Source organism: Paenibacillus sp. FSL W7-1332 (genome assembly GCF_037969785.1).
GTDB lineage: Bacteria > Bacillota > Bacilli > Paenibacillales > Paenibacillaceae > Paenibacillus_AQ.
In genome coordinates, this window is record NZ_CP150209.1 from 3,467,236 (window position 1) to 3,487,650 (window position 20,415).

General features: G+C 48.0%; 15 protein-coding genes. 7 read left to right on the plus strand and 8 right to left on the minus strand.

All coding sequences use genetic code 11. The annotated features are described in order from the left end of the window. Positions 1-298: 298 nt before the first annotated feature. On the plus strand, positions 299-2,110 hold the full coding sequence (locus MKX98_RS15475; protein ID WP_339223968.1) for a DUF3658 domain-containing protein: 1,812 nt from the start codon (positions 299-301) through the stop codon (positions 2,108-2,110). A 75-nt stretch (positions 2,111-2,185) separates the two neighbouring features. After that, positions 2,186-3,259, plus strand: coding sequence for an acyl-CoA dehydrogenase (locus tag MKX98_RS15480; protein ID WP_339223970.1), 1,074 nt, complete (start codon positions 2,186-2,188; stop codon positions 3,257-3,259). 112 nt (positions 3,260-3,371) lie between these two features. On the opposite strand, the gene ureC is transcribed toward MKX98_RS15480, so the two are convergent. From ureC to MKX98_RS15505, 5 genes are all read right to left on the minus strand, one after another. Continuing rightward, entirely contained in the window at positions 3,372-5,084 is a 1,713-nt protein-coding gene (gene ureC, locus MKX98_RS15485) for an urease subunit alpha (protein WP_194542554.1), read from the minus strand. After that, positions 5,081-5,725 carry an urease subunit gamma gene (ureA, locus tag MKX98_RS15490; protein ID WP_339223973.1) on the minus strand — a complete coding sequence of 215 codons (645 nt, stop codon included), beginning with the start codon at positions 5,723-5,725 and terminating at the stop codon, positions 5,081-5,083. The genes ureC and ureA overlap by 4 nt, the downstream gene beginning before the upstream one ends. A gap of 238 nt (positions 5,726-5,963) precedes the next feature. Continuing rightward, positions 5,964-7,070 (minus strand): Ger(x)C family spore germination protein, encoded by a 1,107-nt coding sequence (locus MKX98_RS15495; protein ID WP_194542556.1) that lies wholly within the window; start codon positions 7,068-7,070, stop codon positions 5,964-5,966. Positions 7,071-7,076: 6 nt separating this feature from the next. Continuing rightward, on the minus strand, positions 7,077-8,153 hold the full coding sequence (locus MKX98_RS15500; RefSeq protein WP_194542557.1) for a GerAB/ArcD/ProY family transporter: 1,077 nt from the start codon (positions 8,151-8,153) through the stop codon (positions 7,077-7,079). A gap of 6 nt (positions 8,154-8,159) precedes the next feature. Next, complete coding sequence (locus MKX98_RS15505) at positions 8,160-9,659, minus strand: spore germination protein (protein ID WP_339223976.1); 1,500 nt, start codon at positions 9,657-9,659, stop codon at positions 8,160-8,162. 168 nt (positions 9,660-9,827) lie between these two features. Between MKX98_RS15505 and MKX98_RS15510 the strand changes: the two genes are divergently transcribed. The 4 genes from MKX98_RS15510 to MKX98_RS15525 all read left to right on the plus strand — a co-directional run bounded on the left by MKX98_RS15510 (position 9,828) and on the right by MKX98_RS15525 (position 14,848). Further along, on the plus strand, positions 9,828-10,610 hold the full coding sequence (locus tag MKX98_RS15510; RefSeq protein WP_339223977.1) for a YqzG/YhdC family protein: 783 nt from the start codon (positions 9,828-9,830) through the stop codon (positions 10,608-10,610). 185 nt (positions 10,611-10,795) lie between these two features. Beyond that, on the plus strand, positions 10,796-12,358 hold the full coding sequence (locus tag MKX98_RS15515; protein WP_339223978.1) for an ATP-binding protein: 1,563 nt from the start codon (positions 10,796-10,798) through the stop codon (positions 12,356-12,358). Positions 12,359-12,485: 127 nt separating this feature from the next. Further along, entirely contained in the window at positions 12,486-13,736 is a 1,251-nt protein-coding gene (locus MKX98_RS15520) for a multidrug effflux MFS transporter (RefSeq protein ID WP_339223980.1), read from the plus strand. Positions 13,737-13,915: 179 nt separating this feature from the next. Continuing rightward, positions 13,916-14,848 carry a VanW family protein gene (locus MKX98_RS15525; RefSeq protein ID WP_194542562.1) on the plus strand — a complete coding sequence of 311 codons (933 nt, stop codon included), beginning with the start codon at positions 13,916-13,918 and terminating at the stop codon, positions 14,846-14,848. Here the strand turns inward: MKX98_RS15525 and MKX98_RS15530 are convergent. From MKX98_RS15530 to MKX98_RS15540, 3 genes are all read right to left on the minus strand, one after another. Then, positions 14,845-15,669, minus strand: coding sequence for a cytochrome c oxidase assembly protein (locus MKX98_RS15530; RefSeq protein ID WP_339224457.1), 825 nt, complete (start codon positions 15,667-15,669; stop codon positions 14,845-14,847). The genes MKX98_RS15525 and MKX98_RS15530 overlap by 4 nt on opposite strands. 7 nt (positions 15,670-15,676) lie before the next feature. Continuing rightward, positions 15,677-16,165: a DUF2243 domain-containing protein gene (locus tag MKX98_RS15535; protein ID WP_339223982.1), complete on the minus strand. Its 489-nt coding sequence runs from the start codon at positions 16,163-16,165 to the stop codon at positions 15,677-15,679. Positions 16,166-16,504: 339 nt separating this feature from the next. Then, positions 16,505-17,701, minus strand: coding sequence for a cytochrome P450 (locus MKX98_RS15540; RefSeq protein WP_339223984.1), 1,197 nt, complete (start codon positions 17,699-17,701; stop codon positions 16,505-16,507). Positions 17,702-17,932: 231 nt separating this feature from the next. Between MKX98_RS15540 and MKX98_RS15545 the strand changes: the two genes are divergently transcribed. Beyond that, positions 17,933-20,242: a helix-turn-helix domain-containing protein gene (locus tag MKX98_RS15545; protein ID WP_339223986.1), complete on the plus strand. Its 2,310-nt coding sequence runs from the start codon at positions 17,933-17,935 to the stop codon at positions 20,240-20,242. Positions 20,243-20,415: the final 173 nt, after the last annotated feature.

Sequence of the window (20,415 nt, forward strand, 5' to 3'; positions counted from 1 at the left end):
ATTATCACAGGAAGGGCATCGGGGCAAACGCGTTTTATCGAAGCTGCGGTATTCTCGCTTAAATGGGGATATAAACCTGGAAGAATAAACACCAGCATAACCGTTCAGTTCCTTTCTATCTTGTCTTGGCCGTTGTTAAACCCAATTCGTCAACCCAATCCTGTTTATCGTATGCCCGCAAGCGCTAGGCGGATACAACAGCCTATAACATTCTCTAAGTTGCGACGCTCTAGTAAATCGGGAATAATAGAACCTAGAGGCAAAAGCCGGAACCTTTAGATGGGGGAAAATAAATCAGATGAAATCGACTCATAGTCATATCATTCAGCAAGCTCAAGATTTTGCACGTTCCGTGCATGGACAAGATTCCAGCGGTCATGATTGGTGGCATGTTCAGCGTGTCACCCGCATCGCCCGACTCCTAGCTTATCTTGAAGGGGCGAATGCATACATATGTGAGTTGTCAGCCTACCTGCATGACGTTGCTGATGAGAAGCTGAATGAATCAAAGGAAGCGGGTTACGAGCGGGTTCAGCAATGGTTGAACCAAGCCGGTGTTGAAGCATCTGACCAGGAGAACGTGTTGGAGATTATTAGTACGATGTCGTTCTCAGGCGGAACGGGGAGCGCCATGCGTACATTGGAAGGGCGAATTGTACAGGATGCAGATCGTCTGGATGCGATTGGTGCAATCGGGATTGCCCGTACTTTCGCTTATTCCGGATGGAAGGGTCAAAGCATGTACGATCCATACATTTCCCTTCGGGAGCATATGACACAAGAGGAATATCGAAAAGGCAAAAGCACGGCCGTTAACCATTTCCATGAAAAGCTTCTGAAGCTGAAGGATAAAATGAATACGGAATCGGCAAGGCTGCTGGCAGATGGCAAGCATCAAAGTCTCGAGCTCTTTCTCCAGTTATTCGATAAAGAGTGGGCGTTGGGGAATGAAGCCTACCTGCACGAATCCCCGATTCATCGCCGGAATGTATCACGTGTCCATATTGCCTTCGATGATTCAACGGCAGGGTCGTTAAAGATGATGCTGCGCTCGAAACCGGGAGAGATCGTGGTTACATTGGGCGATAACCTTATGGTAGGGCCGCTTCCCAAAGACCATGATTTCTCCCGTTCGTTCTCTACCCGAAATAAGTGGTTTCAGGAACGATACAGCATTGCGCATGCGGAAGATAGAAAATTAACAATGCTGCAAGCCGCCTTCGATTGGCTGACCTGGCCCCAGCAGCTGACCGAGATGCCGTGCTTGATATGGGCTGGCGATTCCGCTTCGGAACAGCTAGGCTTACGCAGGTTGTTGTCTTTGATACCAGATCATCCAGATGTCATATTGGTAAATGCGACAAGCGTTCATCGTCAGCAGGATCCAAACAGTTGGTATCGGGGAACGTTTGAGATGACTTCAGATAAACTTCAAATCGTGCTGGATACAGCCGAGCAAGTTCCATTATCGCCGCAGGATCAGGCTGGCTATCGTGCGGATTGGCAGCGTCTCGTAAACGACGATGGGTTCCTTCGCGTCCTTCAAGGCGAGCGGCTGTGCACCGTTCCTGAATCTTACTATGATGCAGATATACTGCAAGCCGCTTATCGTCTTGAGGCCAGACATGGGTTCTTCAAGAAATCAGCCCGTATTATTGGCGAGGTGATCGGAATGGGTGAATTAACCGTTTCCGACTCTTTTATCGAATATCGGGTTCGTCACCTGATTCAGGAAGGCGCATTAACCTACTCCGGCGAGCTGGATGCCATGCGAAATTACAGCATATCACTAGTGGATGCATCGACTTCCGAGGAACACTGGAGCCATGAACAACGCTTGGCTAAGATCGTGAAGCTGAAGTCGCTGCTGCATGAGATGATGGAAATTAACATTGCAGAGAGTGGATTCATGGAAGAACTACGCCAATTGGATGCAGAGGGTCTGGGAGCATCTGTTTCCTCCAACCAGGAAACTGTTACGACCAGCATACAATCTCAAATCGAGGACTTTATGAGTTCGTATCAACATCATCAAGAACAACGTATATCCTTGATGGGTTCCCTGGAGAAGGTGTTAACCCAGATCGATGAAACGGCTCCGATAGAATAGATGAAACACATTCGAACAAGGCCTTAATTGTTATATCATTCAGACCGAGAAATGAAAGTGGAAAGCGGTGGAGTTATGTTATTTACAGCACAGCAGATTCAAACCATACGAGAACAAGCGCTTGGGATGGACAAGCGTCGACAAGTAACACCCGAAGTGTTGGCAGCAATATATGATCATCGTTTGTTTCACTTGTTTGTGCCCGATGAGCTTGAAGGAAGAATGACATCGCTGCCGGAGGCTGCGCGCATTTTTCAGGAGAGTGCCAGGATCGACGGCAACCTGGGATGGCTGGTTACGATTGGTGCAGGTGGAGGATTCTTCGCTGCGCTGATGAGCCGGGAGGTGAGCCGCCGCGTATTCGCGCACCGCGAAGCGGTGATTGCGGGCAGCGGGATGCCAACAGGTACGGCAAGACAGGTAGATGGCGGATATATTGTGAACGGCAGCTGGAAGTATTGCAGCGGTTCTACCTATGCTACGACCTTTACAGCCAATGCAGTTATTGAACCGGCTTCCACGGTAAAAGATGCAGCTGATGTACCGAATGCGGACCAGGACGAGTCTCATATTCGATCCTTTATTCTGAATCCTGATCAAATCGAGATTCTGGAGGATTGGAATGCCTTCGGACTGCGGGCAACGGCGAGTCATACGATATCTGCTGTGGAGGCGTTCGTGCCGGTGGAGATGACGTTCTCCCTTACGGAAATCCAAGCGTATGAGAACGAAACGATCTATCAATATCCCTTCCTGCCGTTTGCCCAAGTATCTTTTGCTGGCGTCGCAGCGGGCATCGCCGAGCATTTCCTTGAGGCCGCGGAATCGCTTGCGACACAGCGAGGAAGCTCTTCTCATGTGTTCAGCAAGCTGGAGGAGCGTAAGGCTGCTTTGGAGCTATCTGTTTCGGATTTTTATAAAACGGTGGAAAGCTCATGGGAGGAGCTGCTGCGTAATGGTGAAATATCAAATGCAACGGAAGTAGAGGTAACCGCCCGCAGCATAGCAGCAGCCCAAACCGCGTTATCCTGCGGCCAGCAGATGTTCCCGCTGTTGGGTTTATCCGCTGCGATGGAAGACGCCGATATCAATCGCTGCTGGAGGGATCTTCAGACGGCATGCTCGCATTCGCTGCTAAGAAACTTCTGATGGAGAAAAAAACCATGAGCTGCATACCAAGCAGCTCATGGTTTTTATGTTTCGGCATTGCCAGAGATATCTACATTCGCTTCATTTGATAGGATTTTATTTCGCTTATTCGTTAAACCAGGAAATAACGCTGCGATAAAGGCAGGTGGGAGGATGGGGCGCTTGTCAGCCTCTCGCCGTTAACGGTTACCGCATAAGTCACCGGATCGACCATAATTTCTGGTGTCTCACCATTGTGAACCAGATCGGCCTTTCTTACGGTTCGGCAGTTTCGAACAGGCAGTAGCTGTTTGCGCAATCCTAATGGATCAAGCGTACCCAGCTGCAGGGAGGACTGGGAAACGAATGTTGCGCTTAGTGCAGCCTGCGCTCCGCCATAGCTGCCGAACATCGGCCGATACATATAAGGCTGTGGTGTAGCGATGGAAGCGTTCGGATCGCCCATGACCGCGTGTACAATCATGCCGCTCTTCAGTACGATCTCCGGCTTGGCTCCGAAGAAGGCGGGTTTCCAGAGTACGAGGTCGGCCATTTTCCCGACTTCGATGGAGCCAACGTAATCGGATATGCCATGGGTCATGGCAGGGTTAATGGTGTACTTGGCGATGTAGCGCTTGATTCGGAAATTGTCCGATTTCGTATCAGATCCTAGCGAACCGCGCTGTTGTTTCATTTTGTCCGCCGTTTGCCATGTACGGATAGCGACTTCACCAACACGGCCCATCGCTTGTGAATCGGAGCTGGTCATGCTGATTGCGCCAATGTCATGGAGAATATCTTCAGCCCCAATGGTCTCTGCTCGGATCCTTGATGCGGCAAAGGCAACATCCTCCGGAATACGCGGATCAAGATGATGGCAAATCATCAGCATATCCAGATGTTCGTCAACCGTATTTACCGTATAGGGCATGGTCGGACTGGTCGAGGAAGGGAGGACATTCGGCATGGATGCTACCCGCAGCAGATCAGGGGCGTGACCGCCTCCCGCACCCTCGGTATGATAGGTATGAATCGCCCGGCCGTTAAAGGATCGCAAGCTGTCTTCAACAAAACCCGCTTCATTCAGTGTATCAGTATGGATGTTAACCTGCACATCCAGTTCTTCGGCAACATTTAGACATTTGTCAATCACATAGGGCGTGCTGCCCCAGTCTTCGTGAATTTTGAGTCCGGCCGCACCTGCATGGACTTGTTCCGCCAGCGCTTCCGGACGGCTGCTATTCCCGCGGCCCAGAAAAACCATATTTATCGGAAGAGCATCCGTCGCCTGCAGCATCCGCTGCAGATTCCATACCCCGGAAGTACAATTGGTTGCCAGAGTTCCCGTAGCAGGCCCGGTGCCTCCCCCAACAAAGGTAGTGACACCGCTTTGGAGCGCGATTTCGACTTGCTGTGGACTAATGAAGTGCACATGCGAATCCACACCGCCAGCTGTTACGATCATGTTCTCGGCGGAGATAACTTCGGTGCCCACACCGATAATCATACCTTCGGTGACCCCATCCATCATGAGTGGATTTCCCGCTTTTCCGATACCGCAGATGAACCCGTCCTTGATCCCGATATCCGCTTTAACAATTCCCCAAGTATCGATAATGATGGCATTCGTAATGACCAGATCCAGTGCGCCTTCCGCGCGGGTCGCGAGGGGATGCTGCCCCATGCCGTCACGTATCACTTTACCGCCGCCAAACACACATTCATCCCCGTAGACGGTATAATCCTTCTCGATCTCAAGCCAGAGGGAGGTGTCGGCCAGCCTAACCCGATCCCCAATTGTTGGCCCGTACATGCTGGCATAGGTAGCACGATCAATTGTTGTCATAAGCTCACCACCCCATTGATTTTCCCGTTCGTTAACCCTGCAAAACCGTGAATCTCCTGGGTGCCGCCAATTTGAACAAGTGTGACCTCCAAGGTTTCCCCGGGTTCGAACCTGGTCGACAATCCGGAAGCAATATCTAGCCTGTATCCCTGCGTGCCGTTCCGCTCGAATAACAAGGCGGGATTGCATTCGTAAAAATGGAAGTGCGACCCTACCTGAATCGGTCGGTCTCCACTGTTGGTGACTTCACGCGTAATGCGAGGGCGGCCGGGTACCAGCTCAATCGGCTCATCTCGCAGGTCGTATTCGCCTGCAATAATGCCGGGTGCGTCTGACGCGCCTTGAATCGGGTCATGAACGCTGACCAGCTTGGTACCATCCACAAAGGTGGCTTCGACCTGGACTTCCCTAAGCAAGTGGGCGACGCCGTCCATCACTTGATCCGCTGACAGCACATGACGCGCTTCTGCCATTAATTCGGCTACAGACTTACCATCACGAGCTCCTTCAACAACATAACCTGAAATGAGTGCGGCCGCTTCAGGGTAGTTCAATTTCAACCCGCGGGCTAACCTTTTCTGCGCTAATTCCGACGCGAGGAAAAGCAATAATTTGTCTCTTTCCTGGTAAGTGAGATGCATCCTGGCCACTCCTTCACATTGAATTTGTTAGAATACATTACACACAGAGTAGTGTGTATAAAGATAATGATGCATAATGGTGTTTATTTTGGATAAATGTAGCACTACCCAAATGAATAGTCAATATTAATGTAAGATATTATTACATAAACTTCACTTCGCGATCAGATTTACTCCAAGCGGGATAGAGGATTTCTTATAAGCACAAAAAAAAGACCCTGTTCGGGCCCTTCACAATTTATCGAAACTTGCCATAATCTTTAATATGCACTTCAACCAAACATTCCACCGGCAGCTTCTGAAGCTCCTGTCGCCAGTTCATCTTTTTCCATTGCGCGTAACCAACACGGTTACGGACAACCGTTCCTATTCCGAGGCTATCTACCTGATGCTGTTTCATGAGCGTAATGATGCGATCGCCTTTTTTCGAAATATATTTACTGATCCGCTTCTCCAGCTCATGCCGTTCCCGATCATTGCTCAACCTGGCATCGCCGATGTATTCCAGAACAGTGCCGGTCACTTTAATATGATACGTCACTTTGTCAACGCCCTGAGCTCCACGGGTGACTTTCACTTTACGTGAGCTGATCAATGAACTGAACATGACGTTTTCCTTCGTGTCACCGGGCTCCGCTAGTTCAATATTTATTTGGCCATCTCTGAATTTGCCTTTCAGAAAAGCGAAGATCAATGCATCCTGAGGTTCGATCTTCGTTACATAACGATCATCTCGAAATAATGCGATTCCATTCGTTGTAATGTAATTATTCTCATGCTTCTTAATAATCGGAGCAACGGGGTCTACACCCTGATCGAAAAAATCCCTGGCAAAGCTGAATAAAGTTACCTTTGGAATTGTCTGCCCCAGTGCTTCTTTTTCAAGCAGCATGTCGATATATCGCCCTGTACGCGGATGCTGCCTGTAATCGTCGATCAATAGCTCGCCTGCATGTCCTTCAACCACACTCACTTTGACCTGTGATGAAATGGAGGGATCTCTGAACAAGGTGTCCAGATGTCCATGAAGTCCATTTTTCGCCATCGAAAGGCCGAACAATACGTTGCGGATTTGTCCGCTTACCAGCAGCATCCCCGTTCTCCTGGACATGATCATTTTCGCTTCTTTGCTGCTCTCGGCGGTCGCCGTCAATACCTCCCGTTTAGCGGTGGTTTCCGGATCCGCTTGGGGAATCGAGACCGAGATGGCCAACTTGCCATCCGGCAGCAAATCATAACTGGTGGTCTGGATGAAACCCAGATCTTCCAGAATCCGCTGATCTCCGCAACCTGATAGAGGGATGATACACAGCAGGAGGAGCAAGCATGTACATTTTTTTAACATATCACATCACGCTGCCTTTTTTCGCCGCTGCCATAGCAGCAGAATGATTAGTATCACCGGTACAATATAGGCGAATCCGATCTGGATATAACCCAGATACAAAATCCATTCTCGGATGGTATTCAATACGGTTGGAATGTAGGATATGAGCAAGGCAAAAAGAATGATAAAGAAATAGTGAACATTGATTTTGATCTTCGGGAAAACTCGTTGGGTGCTCTCACCGGCTGCCCAAAAGTAAAGGACGAGGGTGATGATGGTGGTGAACAGAAAGAAGCCGTAGAAGAGATTCTCAATTCGCTCCATGAACGGCAGCTTGATATAAGCCAATAAATCGAGTAATGGAAACAACATAACCTTCAGCATATCGCTGCCAATGACTCCGAACGAGACAAAACCCAAGAGAACGTAGGATACTGTACGAATAAGATGACCGTAAATAACGGCCCTGAACAATTTCGTCTTCTTATCGGTGTAGGGAAAGAATAGTAAACACAGCTCATATCCCATAAATGCCAAATAGATATGAAAGAATCCTTCGGTCATATTGTAGCTGTCTTGAAAAATATAAGGCGTTAATCGCTCGAATCTGAATTCCCCAGAGTAGTAAATAAGCAGCAAACTCATCCAAATGGTGCACCAGAAGTAAACGGTCGAAGCCTTGGAGATGTTATAGAGCCCTTTGGTCAGCAGCATAAAGGCTAGAACATCGATCGCAATCTTGAACACCATCGGGTCGGTTGTCGGGAAGGCAAACATCTGAAAGATCAGCACATATTCCTTGGCAACAAGACAGCCGATTAGTGCCCATACCATGCTAAAAGCCAGATAGAAGGGGACCAGGATGAACTTGGGAATGCTTTTCTCCAGTATTTCAAAGATCGATTGACCTTTGCCCAGCCGATACACCCAATACATTAGGTAAATATTGAGACAGACCAGAATGGATATCGGGATCACAACAAGCCAGCCATTTGTCCCGAAATACTGGGCTTCGATCTGCGCGATGCTGAATACGTAGACGCCCGTTTGAATCATATAGATGAGGATCGCTGTATGAAATTGGGATAGTTTTTCTTTCAATTGTCCTCACCTCTTCATTTTTAACTTCACTTTGTTTCTCGCTCTAACTTGAGTCGGCCGCTTGGCCAGGGTGGAAAAAGGAAATCTCATAAATACGTCTTTCCAGTCATAGGGCTCAAAAGGAGCAATTGGCGACAAATAAGAGCTGCCAATACTCGTCAAACCGCTAAGGTGAACGACGATATACGCCAGTCCAAAGGCCAAACCCAGATTGCCCCAAAATCCTGCCATAATAATGAGTCCGAATCGGAGCAGGCGAAAAGAAGCGCTCATGACATAATTGGGAATAACAAAGGAGGCAATTGCTGAGGAAGCGACGGCGATAATCAGAATGTTACTGGTTAATCCTGCCTGCACGGCAGCTTGTCCTATGACGATACCGCCTACGATACCGATGGTCTGGCCGATCTTGGTGGGCAGTCTTGCCCCGGCTTCCCTCAGAAGTTCAATGGTTGTCTCCATCAGAAGCGCTTCAAAGATCGGGGGGAAAGGCACTCTGCTTCTGGACTCGGTTAATGTAAGGAGTAGATTCTGTGGAATCATTTCATAGTGAAAAGAGGTCACCGAGACGTAAAGGGCCGTCAATGTCACCGTGATGATGAGCGCTGCAAACCTCAGGAACAAGGTCGCTGTACCAATGCTCCATCTCTGGTAATAATCATCGGAGGATGAGAAGAACTCAAAAAAGTTGACCGGAGCGCTGAAGGCAGTCGGACTCCCGTCCATAATCCCGACGACTCGACCTGAAACCAGCTTGGATGCAATCGTATCCGGGCGCTCGGTGGTCAGAAATTGGGCGAAGATCGAATAAGGAGCATCATCAATGCACTGAATTAGCATATTCGTATCATGTATAGCATCGATTTCAATATCCTTAATTCGCTTTATCACTTCATTTACGTACTTCTCATTCGTGATGTCCTTGACGTACAGAACATACACATCTGATTTCGTGACTTCTCCCACGGAAAGTTTAATGACTTTGAGATGAGAACTCTGAACTCTCTTTCGAATTAAAGACAGATTCGTATAAGCCTGTTCGGTAAACGCCTCGTGCGGCCCGATAATGATGGATTCCGTTTCGGATTCTGCAACCGTACGGGACACCGGGAATATGACATCGATCATGAATGCATTTTCCTCGTAAAAGATAGCTGCCATGCCGCTAAGAATGCCTTCAACACATTTTTTGGTATCCGTTACTGGTTTAAATTGGGATTGCTCCGTTAACAACGCAAGCGGCGCTTCAGCGGTCAACACAGGGGGAAGCAGATCACGCTCCAGCCGATCCTCATTGACTAAATGACTGAAATACAGAACATGCAGACGTTCATTAAGATAGGATTTATGGACAAAATCGGCGGCATGATCAAATTGATCGATGATATGCTGCAGTGTCAGCGTGGCTCCCTCCTGGGGATGAGGGTCCTGTTGATTTTCTTGAGCCGGACCTTTATCGGCTTGCTCATGGTTGACCAGAAAGATGGATTTTAACTTCTGTTTCATTCCCACGTCTTTACACCTCGGATTCCTGCATAGTCTGTCATAGTGTGCGTACTTTGCCTTGGATCTATCCAACGAATCCCATATCGAATTAGGAAGACCGTTAGCGGGAAGCTTAGGCTTGAGAGACGAAGCGAGATTTTATCTAGAGGTGTAAAGAGGAGGTTTACTATGCTGGGCAGTATCTTAATGGCCGGGGTTATATCGCTTGGGATTAGTCCTGGTAATGATCAAGGCATTAACAATCTTCAGGATTCTTATGTTCAGCAGGGCATCTTTGAATCCGGTGGTGAGCTTGTGGAGGAGGCAGTGAGGGCGTGTGCGAAACATTTCGGTACAGCCGTCTACTTACCGCCGCAGTTGCCGCCCGTCGCTTTCACGCATCAGTATGGCCGCTGTTATGACATGGATGGGGGATTGGACGAGCATTTGGAGATTCATTATCTTAACCGATATAAACTTGATAATGACTACAAAATCGAATTATATCCGCTAGAGAATAAACAGCAGTTGAAACATCTATCATTTCAGGAATTGATGCTGACAGATCATACAACCGCAAAGTTTTACAAGGGGTCGACTAATACGCTGCAACTGTTCGTATTCGAAAAGGGGAACTGGCAATACCTTTTAACTGCTGCAAATGGTGCTTCTTCAGAAATCAGGCAGCAGGAATTGACAGAAATTGCAGAGTCCTTGATCCATGCGGTGAACAGCAAAGACCCTGCTTACGCCACGTGGGGAACTCTTGCCGTCACGGAAGCAAAGCGTAAATACAATATGGATGTAGTCGACTACCTCTACATGGGAAGAACCACGATCTCTAGTGAACTTGCGGAGGAGAAGTTTAAACTTTGGCTTAAGGAGGGGGCTCTTGAATTCGGCGTATATGTAACCGTTGCGTTTCATCCAACAACCCATCAGTTCATATCGATTCGGTACGAGGAAATCTAGCCAAAAAAACGAGCTTGTTAGCAGGAATAAACACGATTTCCTGAAAGAGAATCACGGTTTCTTTTTTTGAAAGTCGTGTTTTCCTGCTGTTCAGACGCATACATATGGTGTACCATATTTGGTGAAACTTGCCTCCGTGATTTCTACATTTTGCGCCAGTAATAGTGGTTTAGGAGTGATTCGCTTTGTCTTTTATAGTACTTAAGCTCCTATTTGTTCCATTGATATCGGTTTTTATTATGGTGTCATCGGTTTATCTTGGATATCAAACGTCAATCCCTATGATGCTGCTCACGGCATCGTTACTGTATGCATCCGTTATTTTTGATCGAAAGTTCGAATGGCTTCGCAATATTCAATTTCTCTTTCTCGGGGCGTTTCATTTTGTCAGCCATTTGAATTGGTGTATCTTGTTGTATTACATACTCATCATCAACCTCATTCATAAAAAAGAGCGTTTCATAGAATCGTTGCCGCTGTGCCTTCTTATGATCCTTCAATATTCCATCATTCGTCTGACTTATGTGCCGATTACAAAGTACAACATACTGGTCGCTGTATTTGATTGTTTGTCTTCCTTTGTCATCGTGGTTTCATTTCACTTTGTTAACTTTCTCGAATCGGAGAAGAAGAAGTTATATAAGCAAAACGATTATTTGACCTATCACGATCCCTTGACGGGGCTTCTGAATTATGATGGATATTTGCATAAAGTCCAGCATCTTGTTGAGTTGAACAAGCCTTTCCAGTTGGTGCTGCTGGACATCAACAATTTTAAATCGTTAAATGCGAAGGACATCTCCACAGCCAATGAGATTCTGATCAACTTCTCTCGTGCGCTGCGCATGCTGTTCCTGAGTGATATGCTGGCAGCCTCCCGATATGCAGGGGATCGCTTTGCTGTGCTGCTCCCCGAGCATGTCAACATCGACAGCAGCCTGTTCAATTTTGAAAGTATCGGCGTACAGGTGACCTATAGCATCACTTGTTACCCGCACGAAGCTTTAACTTATCAAGAGATGATCAGCACGGCAGAAGACCGGATATTTCAAATGCGGCGAAATTCCTGGATGCGAGGCCAGGAGGAAATGATCCGAACGGAAAAGATGAAGATGGTTGGGGAATTGGCTGCCGGAATGGCCCATGAAATTCGGAATCCGCTTACCTCTATTAAAGGTTTCATCCAACTCTCCAAAAATCAAGGTTATAACATTCAGCCGTGGTATGAGGTCATTATGGGGGAAATCACGCGGGTAGGGGAGCTGACGGCAGAATTTTTGCACTTTTCCAAGCCGCATGCCAGCAATATGAGGGTTGAATCCCTAACGGATTGTTTGACCCGGGTCTATTCCTTGTGTGAATCCGAAGCAGCTTCGCGCGGTCATTTGTTTAGGCTGGACTTACGTGATGAGCCGATTCAGATTGTCATGGACCGTGATAAGATCATTCAGGTGCTTATCAACCTGATCCGTAATTCTTTTCAAGCGATGGAGCACACCGGTACTGTCCGACTTTCGCTCAGGGCGGAAGAACGAATGGCTGTTGTGGAAGTTGAGGATACCGGAAAAGGCATTCCCGATGAAAATCTGGTCAAGATTTTTGATCCGTTCTATACAACCAAAGAAGAAGGGACCGGCCTTGGGCTGTCCCTGTGTCAAAAAATTGTAGAGGACCATGGCGGCAGAATAACGGTTCACAGCGAGCTAGGGATCGGCACGACGTTTACCTTGCGGATTCCACTGGCTTAGAAAATTTGGATGGCAATCGACCGAAATATATCCTATGATAGGATAGTTGTTTAGCAAATCCAACATGGTTTTGCAAAAATTTATACTCATGCATCAATGTGTTGCAAGAAAGGAAGTAACAGATCGTATGTCGATGTCCACGAAAGAAGCCGGTTCAACCATGGTTCTATCCCGCAGGAAGAGGCTTCAGTTTGCCTTGATTCTCGGATCTCTTTCGGCTTTCGGGCCACTTTCCGTTGATATGTATTTACCTGCACTGCCTAAACTCTCCGAGAGTTTGGGATCGCCAGCATCGTTGGCCCAATTAAGCCTGACGGCATTTCTACTTGGTCTTGCACTAGGACAGCTTGTAGCAGGCCCACTCAGCGATATTCGGGGGAGAAGAGCACCACTCATCATATCCTTGATTATTTATTCGATTACCTCTTTGCTGTGTGCGTTTGCCCCAAGTATATGGGTTCTGGTTGCGCTTCGATTTGTACAGGGAGCAAGTGGAGCAGCCGGTATTGTCATATCCAGGGCTGTCGTCCGGGATTTATACACCGGTTCGGAGCTGACCAAGTTTTTTACATTGCTGATGCTGATCAATGGTTTGGCACCCATTATCGCTCCAGTATTCGGTGCGTTTATCCTTGATTTTGTCTCTTGGCGGGGGGTTTTTGTTGTCCTGTTCCTGATTGGACTGCTTATGCTGCTCGCGGTATGGTTTGGTCTTCCGGAAACGCTCAATCGGGAGAAAAGGGCCAATGGAGGGATCAAACAAACCTTCCGTACCTTCGGTACGCTGATTCGGGACCGCGTATTTGTCGGTTATGCGCTCTCTCAAGCGTTCGTATCAGCCGCGATGTTTGCGTATATCTCAGGGTCACCATTCGTGCTGCAGGATATCTTCGGCGTATCCCCTCAAATGTACAGCCTGTTCTTTGCCGTTAATGGGGTTGGCATTGTGCTGTTCTCTCAAATCACGGGTAGATTGGCCTCTCGCACAGGGGAGTCCAAATTGTTGACAACGGGTCTCATCATTGCGGCCTTTGGCGGGACTTCGCTGTTCGCGATCACCTGGCTTGGCGGCGGACTGCTGCTGATTGCCCCGATGTTATTCCTGATTGTTTCTGCCGTCGGCATGGTCAGTGCAACGACAACATCACTGGCGATGCAGAAGCAAGCAGCCCATACATCAGGCAGTGCGTCCGCGCTTCTTGGATTACTGCCTTTGCTATTAGGCGCAGCCGCAAGTCCACTGGTGGGCCTGGGAGACGGAACGACTGCTGCACCTATGGGAACGGTCATCGGGATTGCAGAATTACTGGCTGTAAGCTCGTTCCTGTTCCTTGTTATGCCCTTTAGTCATAGGAAAGAGACGCCGGTCTCCTTGTAAAATAAAGACAGAACATATAAAGAAACTCGCACATACATGGTGCGGGTTTCTTTGGTTTATAAAACAATCTGAATGAATTACCTGTAATGCAATCATAATACCAGAGAGTAAACGAAACCGGACATATCACACGTAAACCGAAAGTAGAGAAAAACACAAGATAAAGCAGGTGAACCAGCTTGAGATGGATGTCAGTCTTCGGTCTATTGTTTATGCTCCTGCAAGGGGATGAACCGGAAAACAACAATTTAATGATAACGCAAGAAGGCAAAGTCATGGCCAGCGTGAGCCGAAGCGAACATGCACTTGATGTATTTCCGCTGCTGGATATGGATAAATACAATCAATGGGTGGATGCGCTTGATCGGAAAACCTATCTGGAAGCCAGGAATGCCCGGATTGGCAGCAGCGGCCAAATCATTCCGGGGCAGAATGGTCATAGACTGGATCGACGCAAACTGCTGGAACGATATTATTCGTATTGGTACGGGACTGGGGGCGCTACCGTCGAAGCGCCGAGGTATCCGATATATCCGAAGGTGGATACCGAGCTTCTTGCCTCCATTCGGGTTAAACCGATAGGTTACTATGTCACCTATTTTAATTCCAACAACAAAAATCGTTCCCATAATATAGCATTAGCTGCCCAGGCGATTGACAGTGCAGTCGTGTTCCCCGGAGAAACCTTCTCTTTTAATCAGGTGGTTGGCATGAGAACAGTGGACAGAGGTTACAGACGTGCCGGCGTTATCGTCAGAGGTGAGTTATCAGAGGGAGTAGGAGGAGGGATCTGTCAGGTTTCTTCTACATTGTATAACGCCATTGACCGTGCAGGCTTGCAGATTGTAAAGCGTTACTCTCACAGCCGGAACGTCCCTTATGTGCTGCCGGGGCGCGATGCTACGGTGAGCTGGGGAGGTCCGGATTTTGTTTTTGAGAACGCCTATAATCAGCCTATCCTCATCCGGGCATTCGGTAATGGAGGAAGAATGACCGTTGCCATCTACTCTTCCGAACTCATAGAATATAAGCCGCGCAATGTACCAAGCATATCTAACATGCTGCCGGAGGAGACGAGTGACACCAAGCACAATCCGGTAAACGGTGATTAATCCAAGGCTTGGAGGATGGATGCAGCAGGTCGCGGGCGCGCCGACTTATACCATTGCATACACAGCCAAAACACTAGAATGAGCTCAATCGCGTCGCCGCCGTAATACATCAGCATTCCGCCGAGCTTGGCCTGTTCCGAAGGGACGCCGTCTGGCGGATGGGCGTATATGTATTTGGAGAGTATTCCATGTCCGGCAATGGCGATGATCAGGATGATCGCACGAGCCTGGAAGCTGTGACGGTGCGGAGCCACATCTACGTAAATCATAGATACCGTAAATATATACCCGGCTGCAAAAACATGAAAATGCACCACGATATGAAGCAAAAGACTATGATGCATATCCATGAATAGGCCGGTTGTGTACAGGACCCATAGTCCACCGATATTCAACATGGCCGCTACTGCTGGATGAGCAACGATTTGAGCTGGCTTGCTCTTCAGCAAACGAGCGATCCGTCTAGCGAATAGTAATGGGGTAGACCTGAGCAGCAGCGTCATCGGAGCGGAGAATGCAATCAACAGCGGCCCCAGCATACCAAGCAGCAGATGTCCGAGCATGTGGATCGTGAAGTTCGCAGGGGCGAGTCGCGCCAGCGGACCGATCAGCGGCAAACCAACGCAAAGCATTCCCGCAACCCAGCACAGATAACGATAGACCGGCCATGTTCGGTAGTTTCGATTGGAGACTCTAGCAGCAACCATATACAGAAGAATGAGAAACGCGAAGATCAAGCCACCTATGATTAAATCCCAGGACGTCCATGAAGCAGAGGCTCCGGACATTCCAGCCCCATGATCAAACGAATGGTTACTCACCATAAGATCAGGCCTCCCTGGAAAGAGCACGGTTTTGAGTTCGCACGATGAGAATCACACCCACTATGATCATGCCCGCAGCAATCAGGTTCCAGACCCAATCGTAGGGACGGATATCGACGTTATAACGAATCTGGTGCAGACGCATCCATTTATGCTGAATGATGCCGTCATACAGCTGGAAGGCGCCGCCTCCAAGCAGGATACCTCCAATCCACCGTTTCAGCCAGAACGCATTTCGGCGGTGAAGATCGGCAAGCATGAACGAGGATCCGATGGTGGCGAACCAGCTGAAAGCGTGAAACAGTCCATCGGAGACAAGACCGATATCGCTTGTAGATTTATCATAGAAATGATGCCAATGCAGCAATTGATGAAACACAGCCTCATCGATAAAACCGACTAGACCTAATCCGAATAAGATGCCGGCCCATAAATTACGTGCGGAGTAACGTCTGCGCTGTAATTGGTGTTCTTTGGATTTTGTAGACTTCATTCGGTTCATCCTCTTCCATTTCATAAAAATTCGAAGTGTATTGTTTTAAAAGGGTTCTACTAACTAAGGTTACCCATTTTTACCATTTCAATAACTCCTGGGGCTTGGAATGAGGATTCCTTATTGAACTAAAAGATAAACGGCAATACGGTGAATAGTTTACATAATGTATAATATGTAATCTAGTGGATAAATTCTAACGATGAATTCCTGCCCGTTAGATGACTGTATCAAAAGTTCCTACTTCAATACACTTTGGTTGTCTTCTAAAAACACATGAAAAAGGCGAACCCCTAACAGGATTCGCCTTTTTCATATTGGCATTTATGTTGTTGAGCATCAGGCATGAAGTGAAATCGGAATCTCCTTCACACCGCGAACAATCATACCCGGTCTCCATTCAAGCTCATCGATGTCCCGTTGAAGCTCAAAATGGGGGTAGCGGCGGAGCAGCGTGTTGATTGCGATTTCACCCTCCAGTCTGGCGAGCGGGGCTCCCAGGCAGAGATGAATTCCTTTGCCGAAGGCTAAATGCTGGCTTTTCTCCCGGGTAATATCAAAGATATCCGGATTCTCGAATTGTGAGGCATCCCGATTTGCGGAGTTCAAAGCGATGACAACCAAGTCGCCTTTTTTCATGTGAACGCCATGAAAATCCATATCCTCCGCTGCCCAGCGGGATGTACTGAATTCAACGGGACCGTTGTAGCGAAGCATTTCCTCAATTGCGCCATGAATGAGTTCGGGTTGTTCCTGCAGAAGCTTGCGCTGCTCCGGATGCTCCAATAACGCAAGCACACCATTGCCGATCAGGTTCACCGTCGTTTCATGACCGGCTATGATCATCAGGGTGACGACGCCATATAACTCCTGTTCGGATAAGCGATCACCCTGATTCTCGGCAATGACAAGCTGACTGATCATATCATCGCCCGGTTGTTCGCGAACCTTCGCGAACCAATCCTTCAAATAAGCGATAAATTCATTCATATGCTGGACCACTTGCTCGTTCATTTCCTGGTTGGAGGCGCCGATGATGGAGTTGGACCATAACCGGAACTTGTCCTGATCCTCCGTAGGCACGCCAAGGATTTCACTTATTACGATAATGGGAAGTTTAAAGGCATAATCGTCAATGAGATTTATGGTGTCTCTGGAGGAGACAGCATCCAGCAGGTTGTCCGCGATCTCTTGGATATGGCCTCGCATATCTGCGATTCTCTGTGGCGTAAAGCCCTTTTGAACCAAACCGCGAAGCCGTTTGTGATCCGGTGGATCGGAGAACAGCATGTTGGTGCTGAATACGCTGGTCTGTTCCTGACCCATTGCTTTAGCGATGTCTTTGCTAAATCGGCCATCCTTGAGCGCTTCAACAGCTTGCTCGTAATTGCTGATCAGCCATCCGAAACGTCCATCGGGAAATTGCAGATTCAGAATGGGATCGCTCTGCCTCAATTTCTCGTATACCGGATAAGGGTTATGGGTAAATTCCTTCGTAAACAATACATTTTTCAGAGATTCGTTCGCATTTGTCATATAGGGGCTCCTCTCGAAAATGATAGGTTCATCTCCAGTATAAGGGAAGGAGGAGGAGATAACCAATTTACGGATGAAATGCCGACAGTATCCAAATGCTTGATCATACCAATTTGCGAGAAAATAGAACCCTGATTGACTCTTAAAGAGTGCCATTTGGTCTACTGACTATCCGTCGTTTTCTTTGTTATATTGGATCATATCTGAATAGTTGAAAGGGGGAATCAAGCGGTGAAATCCGTTTTCGGGGAGAAGGCAGCGCTGCTGGTTCGATTTTTTATACCGTATGCTGTCATTTTGGTGGGCTCCCTATTGGTTGGATGGTTTGCTTATGGGAAGACCGCAGAGCTTATCGAAAGCGAGACGGTGAGAACCACCTCCGCAGCTCTGCAGCAAATCCAGGAAGCGCTGGATCAGAGATTTGCTGAAATCGAGAACCTTGCACGGCAGATGTCGAGCGAATCGAAGGTGCTCTCTTTTCAATTTGAGAAAGAACCGTTTGCCGGTACGGGTCCCTATCGTCTATGGGATTTGGAAAAGAGTTTGTTTAATTACAAATTGTTCAATCACTTCATTGTGGATTATTACATCGCTTACAGAAACAGCAACATGATCGTATCACCTCGCAAGGTGTATACGGTGGACCAGTATTATCGAATGCAGCTGCACTATGACGACCAGCCATTAAGCGAGTGGAAGCAAGCCTTGTTTGGGCAGTATCATTATAAAACGTATGCCCCGGGCCATTCGGTTGTATATGAAGGGAAACCTTACTCGGTTGTCAGCTACATGCAATCCTTCGGGAATAAAAGGAGCAGCGGAGTGGTCACTGTACTGATTAATAATATGCAGATCCAGGACATGCTTCGTAAAGTCGATCCAGAACAAGAGGGTTTTGCCTACATTGCAGATCAGAACGGCAACCTGATCAGCTCCATTGGTTTGAAAGAACCGGATGTATTGAAAGCGCTTCCTAAAAAAGGAGGCTACTCCCATATTCGATTAGGTGGTCAAGAAATGCTGGTGACGCAATCCACGTCCCAATACAATGGCTGGAGCTATGTATCTGCCCAACCGAAATCCGTGGTTCTGCAAAAGGTAAATTATATCAAACAGCTGACATTGGCGATCTTTATCACGGCTCTTCTCCTAGGGCTTGGCATAGCCGGCTATCTCGCGTATCGAAGCAGCAGGCCATTCCTGAAGATTCTCCAGCTTCTACCCTCATCGCGCCGGGATGTAAAACATGCTATTGCTCGTAACGCTGTCGATTATATCGGTCATTCCGTGTCCGAGCTGATCGAAAGCCATCATACGCTGAAGGAGCGGTTGGAAGAGCAGATCCCGATGCTGCGAAATGTCGTAGTTGACAGGCTTCTGAAGGGAGGTTTCACCTCGATGCAGGAGATCGACGCTGCCATGGAACATGCACAAGTCCAACTTCGGGGCTCTCACCATGCGGTTGCCCTGCTTCATATTCGGGGATACCAGGAGCCGTTTATGGAAGAGATGCTGATGGAACTTGATATTGTAAAAATCAACATCCGCGACCGGATTCAATCGTTATGCGGGGAGGAAGTGCTGCTGCATGATTTTGGTGAAAACCAGTTGGTCCTGATCCTGTCCGGAACGGCGGCAGACAACGCGGATTTTACGACAAGGATGCGAGCGTATATACAGGGAATTTATGAGCATTTGAGCGCAATCCCGGATACGGGCTTGTATATAGCTGTAGGTGAATGCCAGTCCAGCATTGCTGAGCTATACCGTTCTTATGGAGAAGCCAGGTTTGTGCTTCATCACGCTGGATGGAGCGAGAAGACGCCCATCTTATTTCATGCGGAAATGGAAACGCCGCCCTTCACCTATTATTATCCGGCCGATGAAGAGATGAGATTGATTCAGCTTGTAAAAGCAGGCAATCTGGATGAGACCAAGCAGCTCTTATTGCAGATCAAGGAGAAGAATAGATCGGAGCGGCAATTGCCGATGGCTGTGGAGAAGCTCCTTGTTCAGGAGCTTAGCGGTACCCTGATGAAATGCTGCGAACAGACAGGAGATGATGGAAGCGGCAGAACGGAGGAAATGGATGCCGTCATCAGAGCTCTACATCCGGTGATGTCCCCGGCGGAAGCCATGAATATTCTTCATACCGCTTTCATTCGGCTCTGTCGGAAGAACGAAGAGAGGAAGAAGAGTCACAATGATCATTTAACGAACCGACTGCTAACCTATATCAAGGGACACTTTTGGGAAAGTGATCTCAGTTTGACCGCGCTTGCCCGGGAAACGCGCACCTCCGAAGCCTATGTTTCTTACTTTTTTAAGGAGCAAACAGGCTTGAATTTCTCGGATTACCTGGAGCAGCTCCGAATGGATGAGGCGAAGCGGGAATTGTCGTCTGGCGATAGGCCGGTAAGCGACATCGCTGCTTCTGTTGGCTATCTCTCACTCAATACCTTCAGCCGTGCGTTCAAACGAGTAAATGGCATTAGTGCTACCGAGTATAGACGCCTTCAACGTGAAGGAGAACATGCTTAATCTAAAGAAATGCGTAGTGCCTAATTGATGAATAACAGCCCATTCTAAAATTCTGAATAATGGACCGGAAACATGAAGATTTACGCAGATCCGCCCTTCTGTATATACTCCAATCACGAACCGCACCCGGGACGAATCCATTGAAGATTGGAGTGGTAGCCGCTGAGTGGCTG